The 15,939-nt window shown below is 41.7% G+C and carries 9 protein-coding genes; 2 read left to right on the top strand and 7 right to left on the bottom strand.

Annotation, left to right across the window (positions count from 1 at the left end):
* The first annotated feature begins 23 nt into the window (after positions 1-23).
* Positions 24-857, top strand: coding sequence for an ABC transporter permease (locus AE2B122_RS06975; RefSeq protein WP_175073470.1), 834 nt, complete (start codon positions 24-26; stop codon positions 855-857).
* 16 nt (positions 858-873) lie between these two features.
* Positions 874-1,662: a teichoic acids export ABC transporter ATP-binding subunit TagH gene (gene tagH, locus AE2B122_RS06970; RefSeq protein WP_175073469.1), complete on the top strand. Its 789-nt coding sequence runs from the start codon at positions 874-876 to the stop codon at positions 1,660-1,662.
* Between the two features lie 34 nt (positions 1,663-1,696).
* Here the strand turns inward: tagH and AE2B122_RS06965 are convergent, their stop codons facing one another.
* The 7 genes from AE2B122_RS06965 to AE2B122_RS06935 form a co-directional block, all read right to left on the bottom strand.
* Complete coding sequence (locus AE2B122_RS06965; RefSeq protein ID WP_254593441.1) at positions 1,697-2,428, bottom strand: WecB/TagA/CpsF family glycosyltransferase; 732 nt, start codon at positions 2,426-2,428, stop codon at positions 1,697-1,699.
* A gap of 149 nt (positions 2,429-2,577) precedes the next feature.
* The gene (locus tag AE2B122_RS06960; RefSeq protein WP_175073468.1) at positions 2,578-4,125 is read right to left on the bottom strand and encodes a glycosyltransferase; all 1,548 of its coding nucleotides are present in this window, start codon (positions 4,123-4,125) and stop codon (positions 2,578-2,580) included.
* 76 nt (positions 4,126-4,201) lie between these two features.
* Complete coding sequence (locus AE2B122_RS06955) at positions 4,202-5,734, bottom strand: glycosyltransferase (RefSeq protein WP_175073467.1); 1,533 nt, start codon at positions 5,732-5,734, stop codon at positions 4,202-4,204.
* 76 nt (positions 5,735-5,810) lie between these two features.
* Positions 5,811-7,418 (bottom strand): glycosyltransferase family 2 protein, encoded by a 1,608-nt coding sequence (locus AE2B122_RS06950; RefSeq protein ID WP_175073466.1) that lies wholly within the window; start codon positions 7,416-7,418, stop codon positions 5,811-5,813.
* Between the two features lie 110 nt (positions 7,419-7,528).
* Positions 7,529-10,036, bottom strand: coding sequence for an N-acetylmuramoyl-L-alanine amidase family protein (locus AE2B122_RS06945; protein WP_175073465.1), 2,508 nt, complete (start codon positions 10,034-10,036; stop codon positions 7,529-7,531).
* A 207-nt stretch (positions 10,037-10,243) separates the two neighbouring features.
* Positions 10,244-13,426, bottom strand: a complete 3,183-nt coding sequence (locus AE2B122_RS06940) for an N-acetylglucosaminidase (protein WP_175073464.1) — start codon at positions 13,424-13,426, stop codon at positions 10,244-10,246.
* 322 nt (positions 13,427-13,748) lie between these two features.
* A complete protein-coding gene (locus AE2B122_RS06935; protein WP_175073463.1) occupies positions 13,749-15,875 on the bottom strand; it encodes a CDP-glycerol glycerophosphotransferase family protein in 2,127 nt (708 codons plus the stop codon).
* Positions 15,876-15,939 lie beyond the last annotated feature (64 nt).

The raw sequence follows: 15,939 nt of genomic DNA, 5'->3' as shown, positions 1-15,939 counted from the left end.
ATCCTGGCAGGAAGGACTTTTTTATGAAATCAGCAATCACTGTTCTAAAAGAACAATTCAAGCATTTTAATCTCATTCGACGCATATCGCTTTATGAACTAAGGAATAACAATAATGCTAACTACCTTGGATTGGCGTGGGAAGTTATAAGTCCGCTTATACAAATTGCCATCTATTGGCTTGTGTTCGGTTATTTAATCAGTGGCGGTAAACCACGTGAGATTCCGAATCCCTCAGGAGGAGAAGATTTACAATTCTTCCCTTGGCTCGTTGCCGGTTTAATTATTTGGATGTTTTTCCAACCAGCAGCTACACAAGGTTCTAAATCTATCTATTCGAGACTACGGTTATTATCGAAGATGAACTTCCCAATGAGCGTGATACCAAATATCACGATATTCTCGAAGCTTTATCCTCATTTAATTCTTGTAGTGTTCACAATTATCCTTATGCAATTTACCGGATATCCGGTTAGTATCTATATAGTGCAACTTCCATACTTCATCATAGCGACAGTAGCATTTACTTATGCTTTTGTGCTGCTTATGACAACTCTAACGACGCTTATACGGGATATTCAGCTGCTTCTACAAGCCACCTTACGTATGGTGCTGTATTTGACACCTATCTTATGGATATCACAAGGTTTGCCGGATTTTCTAAAAGTTGTAATGAAGCTTAACCCGCTTTATTATCTTGTTGAAGGTTACCGTGCATCATTGATGGGGCAGAATGGCTGGTACTTCATTACATCATGGGAGTACACAATCTACTTCTGGGTAGTTACTGCAATCATCTTCATGATTGGTGCTGCCTTGCATATCCGTTTCAGAAGACACTTTATCGACTTTCTCTAATTAGAAAGGGATTTTTATGGATAAATCAATTATCGTTGAAAATGTAAGCAAAAAATATAAGTTATATAGCAAAAGCTCTGACCGTATAAAAGACATCATTTTCCCGAAGGAATATGGAGAAGACTTTTACGCATTGCGCAATGTCAGCTTTACAGCTGAAAAAGGTGATGTCGTCGGATTCATCGGTATCAACGGATCTGGTAAATCGACTTTGTCGAATATCATCGCTGGTATTGTTCCAGAGACGACAGGCTCTGTTACCCTGAATGGTGATGCAGCTCTGATTGCTGTTTCCGCTGGTTTGAAAGGCGATTTGACTGGCAGACAGAACATTGAACTAAAGTGTTTGATGCTTGGACTTAATAAGAAAGAAATTGCCGAGCTTGAACCGAAAATCATAGAATTTGCTGAGCTGGAGAAATTTATCGATCAGCCGGTGAAAAACTATTCAAGCGGGATGAAATCACGCCTAGGCTTCTCTATTTCTGTTAATATCGATCCTGAGATCCTGATTATCGATGAAGCTTTATCCGTAGGTGATAAAGCTTTCGCTGAGAAGAGTCTCGCCAAGATGCATGAATTCAAGGATAAAGGCAAGACAATGATTTTCGTCAGCCACTCGCTTGGACAGATGAAGCAGTTCTGCGATAAGATCCTTTGGCTGGAATTCGGACAAGTACGGGAATATGGCTCTATCGACGAAGTTATTCCGAGATATGACCAATTCCTGAACGAATACAAGAAGATGTCCAAGGAAGAAAAAGAAGCATATCGTCAGCGCGCCATCGCGGCTGCAGAAAATTAAAAAAGACAGAAGGGCTATTCGCCTTTCTGTCTTTTTATTTGCGTATTAGGACGCGGAACATAAATTCAAATGCTTTAAGTATCCGTTTCCAGCGAAAAGGCTGCTTTATCAAACGGTACAGCCATTCTAAATTCAGTTTTATCCAAGCTTGAGGTGCACGCTTCATTTCTCCGGCTAATATATCGAATACTCCGCCAACACCCATGAATACACCTTTGTCGAATAGATGTTTATGAGCAGCGATAAAGTTCTCTTGTCTCGGGAACCCCATTGCTACAAAGATAAGATCTGGTTTTGTTGCGGCTGCTTGCTCCGCCACCGCTGCTTCTGCATCAGCATTAAAATATCCATGGTGGCTTCCGGCAATACGGATACCAGGATATTGAGAACGTACACGATTTACCGCTCGCTCGTTCACTTCCTGTTTCGCTCCAAGGAAATAGCAGCTGAGGTTATGCTTCTCGGCATAGCTGAGCAGCTTGAACATCAGATCGAAGCCCGTCACACGTTCTTCAATTGGGTTACCTAGTATTTTAGAGGCGATGACGACTCCTGCGCCGTCCGGTATTATATAATCAGCACTTTTGACGCTTTGTTTATAAACACCATCTACTCTTGCCTGCATGACAATTTCCGGATTTGCCGTTACGATATACGTGCGTTCACCAGCGTTGATCCGTGGATAAAGATGCTGTTGCAATAGTTCTTTTTGTGTTAATTTATTAAAAGGAATATCCATTATTTCTACGATTTCTTGATTTGACACACTTGTAACAACCTTTCAAGATCAAACCATCAGGTAGGAATCTTTCGTATGATAGACTTTCCCATTATGCCACGAAAACAATAACTTTACAATTATTCACATAGAATTTACACAAATAGAAAACAGCCGGTAATATACCGGCTGTTTTCTTATTTACGGCCAAATCCGAAGAAAGAACGTTTCTTCTCTTGCGACTTATCGTTTTCTGAAGGGGTATAGGATTGTCCGAACATTTCTACCCAATCCTTTTTGAAGCTCTCTTCGCTGAATCGCTCAATCACTTCTGTCGCACGCTCTGCTAGTCTGTCTCGAAGATTGCTGTCATTCATGATAGCGACCACTTTATCAGCTAGTGCCTTCTGATCGCCTTTTTTGACGAGATACCCGTCAACGTCATCCCTGACGATATCCTTCGGTCCATACTTAATATCATAGGCAACCGCTGGAGTTCCTGCTGCAAGCGTCTCTGTAAGCACCATACCAAAGCCTTCAAAATCGGAAGTTAAGATCGTACAAGCAGCCGACTGATAGGATGCTGTCGGATCAGATGAGAAGCCTAGGAGTTTCACATTCTTCTCGAGACCAAGTCGTTTAATCTGAGCCTTCAGTTCATCCTCAAGCGGTCCAAACCCGTAAATATGATACTCAGCATCAGGTATTTTATCCACAACATGTTTGAAGGCTGCAATTCCTTCATCCAGACGCTTTTGCCCTTCAAAGCGAGCCAATGTAACAGCTACCTTCGGCTGATAGGCTTGCTGTGCAGTTGGTGTGTCTGGAGCTGCGTGCGGAATGACATGCAACTTCGTTGTTACCTGATAGCGGGAAGTAATATCCTTTTCTTGTTCATGCGTTAGGAAGACAACATGGTCGAAGCTATTGATACCTTCCACGAAATGATTCCAGGATTTTTTTGTCTTCGCACTTTCATCATAAGGTGACTCAAAGTGGTTATTGTGCGCAACAGCAACCTTTTCCACATCTGCTTTAACAAGCTGGACAGTTTCGTCTGTCTTTCTTGAATCAGACATGATGACAGGTGCTTCGTATTCAAGCACTGCTGTATCAATCCAAGCCGCATAGGCATGGTTGATGGAATCATATTCTACATCTTCTTCACCAAAGAGAATGGTTCTGCCTTCGCTGCCTGAAGGATTGACCCAAACCGTAATACGGCATGTACCATCTTCAAGCAAATAACGATGCAGTTTCGGCTTATTAGTAATATAATCCATGTGGCTTGTCCTGACCAAACGACCGTCTCGCAGATATTCTGCTCTGCTGAGACGTGTGCGGCTGTCATCCATATAGTCAATTAGCTTTAGCGAGCCGTCTCCATTGAAACGACGGTATTCTTTATAGACGCCGTCCTCGTAATAACGAAAAGCAGGCTGCTTGCTTTTCTTATCTTGAATTGCATGCAATCCCTCGATTTCAACTGATGCTTCCTTAGGATTATCAACCTTGCTGATATGCAGAAGGTCCGTATAATAGTTTCTCACTTCAACTCTTCTATCCAGCTGTCCTGTCTTATACAATTTTTCAATGATATTCTTATGGTCCTGCTGAAAAGCCAGTGTGAAGAAAACAACTTTCCCGTAATGGTCTGCGAGAATATTTGCCCGCTTCATCACTGCTTTTGTCAGGCCGCCTCGCTCCACATTCAGTGAATTGAACACGAATATTGGGGTCTTCATCATTTTATCCTCCTACTGGTATGCAATTTCGATAAAAACGCAGTACCAAACAGTCATTTACCATAATACAAAGCAATTACTTTTTCATAAAACCGAATAATGATTTTTTCTTCTTGTTTTGCTGGGACTGTGAATTGAACACTTCAATCCAAGACTGATTATAGTTTTCTTCACTAAAGCGTCCGGATATATCAATTGCCTTTTCGGCCATTTCTCGGCGCAGTTCGGTGTCCTCCATGACGGATAATATTCGATCAGCGAGCAGTTTTTGATTACCTGCTTCTACGATGAAGCCATCCACTCCATCTCGTATGATTTCCCTAGGTCCGTATTTCATATCATAGGTGATGGCTGGCGTACCCGCCGCCATACTTTCTGTCAGCACCATTCCAAAACCTTCGTATCTTGAGGTTAGGATGGAGCATGCCGCCGATTGGTAAGCTGCTGCTGGATCAGTGGTAAAGCCCATTAGCTTTACATTGTCCTGCAGGCCGAGTTCATTGATCAGTTTCTTCAGCTGTGCTTCCAATGGTCCGAAGCCGTAAATATGATAGCGTGCATCTGGCAGCTTATCAACGACATACCGGAATGCACGAATTCCTTCATCTACAGCTTTCTCTTCCGAATATCTCGACAAGGAAACTGCAAGATGAGGATCCACGCTCGCTACAGCCGCAGGGGCCGTTGGCGAAGCTGCATGCGGAATAACATGCAGCTTTTGTGAATCAACTTGATATCTCGAAATAATATCCTGCTTCTGGTGTTCCGTCAGAACTATTACCTTGTCATAATCATTGATTCCATCAAAGAAAGTATGCCAAGTGATTTTTGTTTCAGAGTCATCTTTATAAGGTGCTGCGATATGCGAACTATGCGCAACTCCCACCTTTTCGAAATTGCCTTTCACTCGAAGGACAGTTTCATCTGTCTTTCTGGAATCGGAAAGAAGAACAGGTGCTTCATACGTCTTGACCGCCTCTTCTATCCAATCTGCATAGGCATGTTCGATCTTTACGTATTCCTTATCCAGATCAAACCGGATAGTACGGCCTTCTGCATCTGGTTCATCCAGCCAAACAGCTAGCTTGCAAGAACCGTCTGCACCGAAGTATCTGTGCAGCTTTGCTTTATTATTTGTAATATCCATATGGCTCGCTCTGACTAGACGATTATTGCGCAAATATTCTTCTCGTCGCTGCCTTGTTCGGCTTTCATCCATATAATCAATCAGTTTCAATGAACCATCCTGCTCAAATCGGCGATATTGTTCATAGAAGCCATTATTATAGTAGCGATAAGCTGGCAATTTACTTTTTTTATCGGCAATATGGCTATAGCCAGGAAGCTCGACTGGTGCTTGCACCGGTTCCGTAACATGCTCCATTTCGAGCAGATCGGCGTAGAAATTCCTTACCTTGATACGCCTGTCCATTTGTCCGGATTCATATAGCTTTTCAATAATATTCTTATGGTCCTGCTGATAAGCAAGTGTAAAGAAGACAACCTCCGGACAATGATTGACCAAGAGGTTGGCACGTTTTAATACCGCTTTTGTTAAACCACCGCGTTTAACGTTCAATGAGTTAAACACGAAAATTGGTGTTTTCATTGCTGTGTCCTCCTAAGCGGAATTATTGTTCATTTAAGATAGCATAACTTAGCAGTTATTTAAAACGATAACCTAATCATGCTCTTAGCATCCGCTTGATTTTGTTGACGATACGCTGCTTTTTGCTAAGCTGTTTTGGTTTCTTTTTCGTCGTATCCTGCAGTTTAAAGGATAGGTTTCCGTGCTTTGTATTGTAGGTTGTAACATTAAGCAAATGATTCTTTTTCTTTGAAGATGTAAGCTTCGTTGTCGCATGATGAGGCATCTCGCCTAAGATTCGCCCAATAGCTGTGTAATTTTCGATTCTGCTCACAAGATGCAAATCTACGATATCCTTCTCTGCTTCAATCAATTCAATTACAGAAGCAGGGATGACAACATGGAATGTGGTAAGCATCTGTTCCTGCATTGCCTCAGGATTCACAGGTATTGGACTGTCAATATGATAGGCACCCTTTTGGACAGTAAGAGAAGTTACACGCTCACTATCCCTGTCGCTAAGCTTCAAATAAAGCTGTTCCTCAGAGGCGTCAACCAATGAATGATAGCTATAGCCTTCTAATAACAAACCTTCTGCTTTTTTCTGTATACGCGTTACTGCTGCAGCAAGCTTATTTGAACGATGGAAGGATAGTGATTCAGCTTTGGCCAATTCGTATGCTTTTTCAGCCTTCGGATAGATTAACCCATGGAACACTTGCATATTGCCAGGATGACGCTCTGCATACCAAAAGTTGATAAGATCGTCGAGCTCACCTTGCTCAATAATACGCAGCAGCAGCTTTTCTCTTGTATTGAAATTCGCATAAATCTCTAAGAAATTATGCTTTTGGAACAAAGCTTTCAAGGAATCGAAAATAAATTGTTTATCCTCCATTTGGAAGGAGCGAGTAATCGTCGTCCGAAGCTCGATGTTCAATACGCGAGTCAAGTATTGATAGTATGTACGCAGCTTCTTCTCTTTGGGCAGCTGCAGACTCTCGACCGCTGCAAGCGTTTCTTCGAATTGATGCATGTAAAGTCGGCCGGTAATTGGTTTTTTTGTGAGCTGCTCCCTGCCAACTGTGAGATTATTCGTCAAATAATAGCACGGGTAATCCTTCACAATAGAAATGGAATTGGAGTAAGCATAAGCCTGTATGATGAATGGCTGATCTTCTCCCAAGGAGTAATGCTCTGGGAACCGAATATTATGCTCACGAAGCATGCTAACCCGGAACAGCTTCTGTACACTGACTGTGTATAGCGCATTAGAGCCGTAGAAGCTGAAGTTATCAGGATTCCGTTTGAAAATAGCTTGTGGAACCCCTCTATTGATTCCGACATATTGCCCCACAACGATATCGCTGTCGTATTGAAGGATCTTCTCCTCCATTCGTTCTAGAGCTTCTTCGCCAAGATAATCATCACCATCAACGAAAAAGATGAAATCGCCTGTCGCAAGCTCAATTGCTTTATTTCGCGGACCACTAGGAGATCCACTGTTTTCTTGATGAACGACACGGACGAAGTTGTATGTATTGCTATATTCTTCTAAGATAGCTGGACTTTGATCGGTAGATCCGTCATTCACACAGATTATTTCCAGCTTGTCCTTATCAATTGTTTGATTAATTATGCTATCCAGGCAGTGCCTGATTGTACTTTCATCGTTATAAACAGGTATTGCAATAGTATATTTCATTTGTTCCTCCGATATTTACATTCTTTTTACACTAACTTTATTTTACAACTAATTCCTACAATATGTAACAAAAAATCACACCGCATCATATAAAACGCGGTGTGATCTGGTTATTGCAAATATGCTGAATGAATCCATACTTCTTTTCCAGCTAACATTCCTCGATACCATGTGTTATTGCCGACCTTCTCTGTCAAATTGACCTTGAATTCCTTGCTGGCATACGCCCCAAGATCATAGACAAAGTCTTTTGATCCGCCCCATGCTTTCGCATATGCACTGCCTGTTCCTTTGACGTGCAGTGTTTTGCTTTTCTTATCAACAGTAACATGGGAATATGTCTTTATCTGTCCTGATTCAACCCAGCCGATAGTACCGCTTGTACTGCTCGGTTTACTGCTGATCAAATAATATGTTTTCTTATTATATACTGCTTGCTTCTTAATATAATACACCTGATCTGTATAGCCATCAGCTGCATTTTTTGCATTCTTTGTTACGCCTGGAGCCGTAAGAATTACCGCTCCTCCACGCAGATGTCCAAGACGGCTTGTCTTGCTTTCTATTTTCGTGGAAACATATGCACTGTGAAGCCACATTTGCTTCCCGTCAAGCGTTCCACGATACCAAGTGTTGTTGCCGACTTTCTCGGTTAGATTGACATAGAAAGGTTTGCCGCTTGCAGCAGATAGATTGCTGCTAACAAGGTTTTTACTGCCGCCCCATGCTTTTGTATAAGATTTTCCGGAGCCTGTCACATAGAGCGTCTGAGCAGTCTTACTGACAGATGTGTGTGAACGGACTTGCAGCTGCTCCGCCTTTACCCAGCCAACTACATCTTTTGTTCGGCTTGGAGCATAGCTGATCAGATAGAACAGCTGTCCATCTCTCTCAATCTGTTTCTTAATGTAATAAACCTGGTCATAGTCGTTGCTTCCTGCATTGCGATATTTAGCTGATGTCTTGGCATCTTCATAAATTCTGGCACCGCTTCGCAGATGGCCTAGCTTACTTGTATTACTTTCTTGTCTTTTATCTGTAACAAAGCCGGAATGCACCCATACTTCCTTGCCATTCAAAGTACCGCGAATCCAAGTATTGTTACCGACTGTTTCAGAGAGATTGGAGGTGAAAACCTGTCCCTTCATGGAAGCTAAATTGTATACTTGGTTTTTAGAGCCGCCCCATGCTTTATCATAGGCTGTTCCCGTTCCTACAATCGTGTACATATATTTATCACGGTTGAGGCCTTTGTGATCATGTACTTTTACATCACTAGACTTCATCCATCCGATAGTTCCGGATGTAGCACTAGGTTTCGTGCTCAAGAGATAATAAATAGTTCCGTTAACATTCGCTTGTTTCTTAATGTAGTAAACTTGGTCAGTTTTACTGCTTCCAGCTTGTGAACTGCTGGATAGATTCGATAGGTTTGGATAGACTCTCGCACCTGTAGTCCGAATATGTCCAAGTTTGCTTGTACTGCTGTATTTAATCGCCTTCTGATTGTACTTCTCAGTAACCAACTTCACAAAGTCGTTCCAGTTATAACCATACTTCGCAAAGTAACCGTGAGGGTCAACGTGGTTTGTACCGCCCAAAAACCTGCTGACGGCATTATGTGACCACAATGTACCTCTCCCGTTTGATTCTGCACTTGTCACTCCAAGATCATATTTTGCCAGTACATAAGCAATATAATCAGCATAGTTGTTGATTGATTTCGCAAAATTTTCGAAGCTGTTTACTTCAACCAATTCAACATGTACAAAGCGTTGGTTCGCATAATAACCCGCACCCCAAGCACCTAAATCTGTCGGGTGGATTTCGATGATATTGTTATGATCGACAAATGCATGAACAAAGGCATTGTTATGGTTCGCTGTCATATAATTTATTTCAGATCGTATAGAGGAATTCGGATTGGCAGTTTCATGAGCTACCACTCCTTCGACGGCACCTCTTCCATAACGATAATTGAACTTAGCGAATTGGCTCTTATGCTCATACTTAATGGCAGCAGTGGATGGTGAATTCTTTTTAATCCAATCGTTTACATTCGGATAGCTTGCCCGGGCATAGAAACGTGGTTCGGAAGCAGTTTCTTCTTCTGTTTCATCAATACCATCACGCCAATCAATTGGAATGTACTGCAGCTCCTCTGCTGAAAGCTTACTGATATCTATTCCATAAACCATCGTACCTTCTTTGATCCCGAGTTCATTATACTTTGGTTGTTCTTCCTCTTGCTCTTTAGCAACAGATTCTTGAACTACTGTTTCAGCTTCCTCAACTGCAGGCGTGTCAATTTCTTCCTGTTGCACCTGCTTCTCTTCAGTTACCTTAGTATCAGTTGATGGCATTTCAGCCTCTTCTTGCACAACAGATTCCTCTTCTTGCTTTGATGATGAATCATTTTCTGTTTTCGACGTATCTGCTTCGGTCTGATCTTCTGTCACTGTATTGTCTGCTTCTGTTTCCTGAGAAACATCAGTACTATTTGAATCACTGCTGATTTCCTGTGTTACCTGATTATTATGCTCTTCCGCAAATACGCTTACTGGTATACTGCTGAAAGATAGCATTAAAACGACTATCAAGCTAATAACTTTTCTCATTTTTACCCTCTATCTTCTTATTTGAAAATGGTTATAGCTGCCGTTTTAAAACTTGCCTCCTTCTCGGCCTGAATGGATTAGGAAGTAAATGATGTAAAATAATTGCTAAAACCTTTCCTAACTAATATATCGACAAAAAATTTACAATTTGAAATCTAATTTACAAAAAAAGCACATTATCCGTATCGGATAATGTGCTTTTTTGAATTAACGATAGTTTGGTATATCAAGATACAAGGTATAAATACCCATATTCTGATATAAGTTGTACATTGTAGAGACTTGCTTGGATGCCCAGCCAATATCAGTCGCGTATTGCTTACCGAATGTACCGGATGCTGCCATCGCCTCAGGGTTCCATCTCATCTTATACAATGTGTTTTGACCTGAATTGATGTAACCATCACCTATGAACTGTGCTCCTCCAACAATGGCAAGATATGGAGAAGTCCAGCCCTCTTCATATGCCCGTTTTGCGCCACAATCTACTGGACATGCGTCAATAGCACCAATACCATACATGTTGTAAACTGTCGTGCCATTATACTTCACTCCTTGAGCCAGTGTGGAAGAACCATTACCTGTCTCAAGTGTAGCATGTGAAACCAAATACACATCATTGATTCCGTAAAGCTTCGCTGCGTCAATGAATGCTTGACCTTGTCCAGCTAGCGTTCCTTTACCAACAAGGTATTTATTTAGTGTCGCTGCGTCCGCATCACTAGCTCTCGTCAGATCCAGGAATTGGAATCGCTGTCTTTCATCGTTGATGAAGTTATTCGGGTCCAAATAGTACTGAATATCATCCGGACTTGCGTTCACCCACTGACGAGAGTTCGTGAACTCAATCTGATACCAGCTGCCTGTTTGTCCGACGATTGTAACCTTTGCACCCTTGCTTAGTGTTCCAACAACCCAGTAGCTTGTGCTAGGACCGCCGCGTACATTCAGAAGGTCAGCAGTCACTTGGTTATTACTATTGATATACTCTGCGGATACATATGTGTTGTATTCGCTATCTGTCTGAGCAGATGCGGTCTTCTGTATCGCTACCGCTTCTTGCAGTGTCAGATCGTATTGCGTTTGTTTATCGTAACTTTCGACTACGTATGCTTCATGCAGCCACATCGTCTTTCCATCCAATACACCGCGGTACCAGATGTTGTTTCCGACTTTTTCCGTCAAGTTGATTTTGAATTGAGTTCCTTCGTATTTAGACATACTGCTTGCAACTAGATCCTTCGATCCACCCCATGCTTTCGCGTAGGAACTGCCTTTACCATTCGAATAGAATGTTTTTGCAGTTTTGTCGATCGTCGTGTGTTCATGCGACGACATTTCAGTAGATTTCACCCAGCCAACAACACCAGTTGTGCTGCTTGGCTCTTTACTGATCTTATAATACGTTGTGCCATTCACTTCGACTTGTGCTTTGATATAGTAGACCGCATCCGTCAAGCCCGCATCGGCAGCATTTCGCCCTGATGTATCAGACCAATTATCGTACACTGTTGCATTTCCATTCAAGTGACCAAGACGGCTGATCTTCGTTTCACTCACTTGCTGAACGTATGCACTGTGGATGAAGACTTTTTTATCGCCAAGCGTTCCACGATACCACGTATTATTGCCGACTGTCTCAGTCAGATCAACACGAAAAACTTCATTCTTATAGTCTGATAGATTATAAACTAAATCCTTGGATCCTCCCCAAGCTTTGGCAAATGCCTGCCCGGAACCTTTCACAAGGAAGCCCTTCTTCTCTTTGCTGATCGTTGTATGATCATGCGTGGACAGCTGGGAGGCTTTCACCCAGCCAACAACACCATTAGTTGCGCTCGGTTCTCTGCTGATTAAGTAGTAAAGCTCACTTGCAACAGTTGCTTCTTTCTTAATGTAATAGACAGCGTCTGTATAACCGCCATCTACAGCTGAAAGTGTAGAAGCTGGATTTTTCAAATCAGGATAAATAACTGCATCTGCATGCAGATGACCAAGCTTACTGATACTTTGTTCAGTTATTTTAGGCTCATATGCTGATAGATAAGCAGAATGAATAAACACTTGCTTGCCATCCAGCATTCCACGATACCATGTATTGCTGCCGACAGTCTCAGTCAAGTTCACGTAGAAGGTTTTGCCTTCCATGTCGCTCAGAGTATAAACAAGATCCTTCGATCCACCCCATGCTTTCGCAAAAGCTTGTCCGGATCCTTTAACAGTGAAGGTCTTCTTGTTTTTATCAATTGTCGTATGAGCATGTGTAGACAATTGGGAGGCTTTCACCCAGCCAACAACACCATTAGTTGCGCTTGGTTCTTTGCTGATCAAATAATGCAGTTCACCGTTTATCTTCGCTTGCTTCTTGATATAGTATACGGCACTTGTATATCCGCCAGCCACAGCTTCAACTGCAGAAGATGGATCATTAATATCAGGATAAATAACTGCACTGCTCTTCAGGTGACCAAGCAAGCTCGTTTTCTGTTCCTCTTCGATCTTAACTGGCTCATATTTATCTACATATGCAGAATGAATATAGACAGTTTTACCAGCAAGAGTACCTTTATACCAGGTATTAGCGCCGATTTTTTCTTCAGCAGTCACTTTGAACTGTTTCCCCTTGTACTTGCTCAAGGTATAGACAAGATCCTTCGATCCACCCCAAGGCTTGCTGTAGGCGTTCCCAGATCCGCTAATGACAAATGTCTGCTGATTGCTGTTCACAACTGAATGCTCATGTGTACTCATTTCAGAAGATTTCACCCAGCCGATAACACCCGTCGTACTGCTTGCCTGTTTACTAATGAGATAATACGTTTCATTATTCCATTTTGCTTGTTTCTTGATGAAGTAAACAGTGTCTGTATAGCCGCCAGCGACGGCTCCTTTAGAAGTACTCATATCGTTCAGATCAGGATAAATGACAGCATTGGAACGCAAATGACCCATTAAATCAATTGCAGTCTCCACAGGAGTAGCTTTAGCAGCACGCATCACCTTCTGCTCGCTTTGTGAATCATCAGCTTCTTCGGCTTCAGTTTCGGAATCTTCCTCTACTGCCGGAGCATCAGCTTCTTCTTCCTGCTTCACTGTGTTGTCCTCAGTCTGCTGATTTTCACTATCTTTTTCGGTATCAGTTGAAACGTTTCCCTCGGTTTCTTGAGGTTCCTCAGCTGGGACGGCTTCTGGTTCTTCTGTCTCATCGACAGTTCCCGTTTGATCTTCAGGAGCAATAGTTTCCGGCTCCTCTGTCTGCGTCTCATCGACCTGATCGACAGCTTCTGTCTGCTGATCGAACTTAATTGTTTCCTCCGCAGATACATACTTGGCTGGAGACACTAAACTAAACAAAAGCAGAAAAATTAATGCATAAGTAAATTTCTTCATTTCACCCTCCAAAATATTCAGTTTTCAATGTGCAGACGCCATCGCATCGTTGTTTCTGTATCGATAAACTCATCGACCACTCCTTCGTTTTTACTAGGGATAGGTAACAATGGTATGTATTAGGCAACTAATTACCTATTTATCTATAATTCTACAAAATCAAACAAAGCTTTACAATCTATTATCAAATTTTCATTTAGTTTACAATTAAAATAGTACTATAGATTCAATTTTTACCATTTTATTGAAGTTGACTCTTTCTCAATTACTAATCGAAATAAATTAATAAAAAACCACCGTCAAATTGTGACGGTGGCTCACATTACTTAATCACTTGTTTTACAACACGTTCTGAAGCGTTCCCGTCTTCTAAGTAACAGAATCGGTTGTAGAAGGCTTCGAATCGTGCATCCGGCTGATAACCTTCCCTGTCGATCCTTTTCACTTCCTGGATAATTTGCTCTGTTTGTTTGAACAATGGACCCGGTGCAGTTTCTTCAAAATCAAAGTAGAATCCGCGGAGGTTATCTCGATAGTCATCCAAATCATATACGAAGAACATCATAGGACGTCGCAGGTTAGCGTAGTCAAAGAATACAGAAGAATAATCCGTAATTAACATATCTGCCATTAAGTAAAGTTCACGAATATCTTCATGTTTGGAAAAGTCATAGGCAAATCCTTCATAGCTGGAAAGATCCAAATTTTCGGCAACAAGATAATGCAGACGTAAAACAACGATGTATTCGTCACCCAGTTCCTGACGCATACGTTCTAAATCAAGCTCCAAATCGAACTTATACTTCCCTTTCTGATAGAACTGATTATCCCTCCAAGTCGGCGCATAAAGGATAATTTTCTTATCTTCAGAAAGTCCGCAGCTTTTTTTCAGAGCTTCTATATTCTCTGGCTTATTATGTGTATAAAGAAAATCGTTTCGCGGGTATCCTGTTTCAAGCATGTCCTTTTCAAAACCGAAGGCCCTTCCGAAAATTTCACTGGAATACGCATTTGGTGAAACAAGATAGTCCCATTTTGAAGCTTCGAATAAGAAATTACGCTTATACGCTTCTGTATTCGTGCCAGGCATATGCACCTCGTCCATATCTGCGGCAAGGCGTTTAAGCGGTGTTCCATGCCAGGTTTGCAAATAAATCGTATGATCGGGTTTTGGAATCCAAAGCGGCAGGCGGCTATTTGATACCCAATACCTTGCCCTTGTCATAAGGAATAGCCAGCGTATCGAGAATCTGCGCACATAAGGAACATCCTTCGTTTCAAAGTATGGGACTGCTCGACGATCCGAGCTCCAATACATTTTATACTCTGGATGGTGTTCCCGCATGTACTCATAAATTGCCCTTGGATTATCACTATATTGTTTGCCGAGAAAACTCTCAAAAACCATTAGTTTCTTATCAACTGGCAAGATAGCACCAAATAGCTTGAACACTTGCTGATAACTGTTCTTAAGGAATCTGCCTCTGCGAATGTTAACCCACTTACGTCTCGCTCGCGAAATACTTTCCCGAATAAAGAAATACTCAGCAGTCTGAACAGAAAGAAATTTCGACTTCTTCGTCAATTTCGCAGTCATCTTGAATTTCTTACCATTAACAGTTGTTTTTACAGATGCAGGCAAAGTCGAATCTTTTTTCAAATGGCGCATACGAATACTTCGGATTGTCTGAAGCTCACCATTATATGAGTAAGTTAGTTCGACATAGAATTTCAAAAACTTTTTATCGGACAAATCAATATGCGGTGTTATATCGAATACTCCTTCAAAACCAGAGTGACGGAGCAGTTCATTTCCTTCATATTTATCTGCTAAATCCTCTCGCTCTTTGAACTGAAGCGGGAAAGTGAGCTCTTCCTCTTCATTCAAATTGTTTGTTACCACAAGTTTCAGCTCTTCCAATTTGTAAGCATCGCTTTGGTATAGCGGAGCATAGTTAATTGAACCGGAAAAGTGCAATACTCCCGATTTGTTTAAATGAACCTCTTCCAAATTGGCAAAGAAAACATAATCATTTACTCGGTAAGAGATGTTCCCTTTTCCGGTGCGATACGGATAGAAAACCTTCTCCGTTCCTGGTATGAAATAGGAATGATATTGCAGATGCTCCGGCGGATTAGAAATCCGAGCCCGCTTCGTCTCCCCTTCATTTTCCCGTTCAACGTACAAATCCCACATAACTCCATCCTGGAGCATCTGAGAGTGTTCCGTCGGGTCCAGCGTTACTCTACAAATCGTATATTCATCCACGCTGTGGTCTTCTTCAAAAGTAAGATAAATGTCCTCGTTCGTATAACGATTCACCAATAAGAATCGATATGTTTCATAATCAGCGATGTAGGAGGCTTTGATCGGAATCTCCATATAGTAAATTCCTGCTTCAATCCGAACCGATATGGCTCTCCTATTTCGAAGGCTGATGTTTTCCATGCAGTACTTTCTCCTCTCAACTTGCAAATCCATTCCTTATTATAAATTTCATATGTAGGTAATT

It is taken from the genome of Terribacillus sp. AE2B 122, from assembly GCF_902497585.1.
Taxonomy (GTDB): Bacteria; Bacillota; Bacilli; order Bacillales; family Amphibacillaceae; genus Terribacillus; species Terribacillus saccharophilus_A.
The sequence above is the reverse complement of the archived record's forward strand: the minus strand, read 5'-3'. Positions and strand labels throughout refer to the sequence as shown.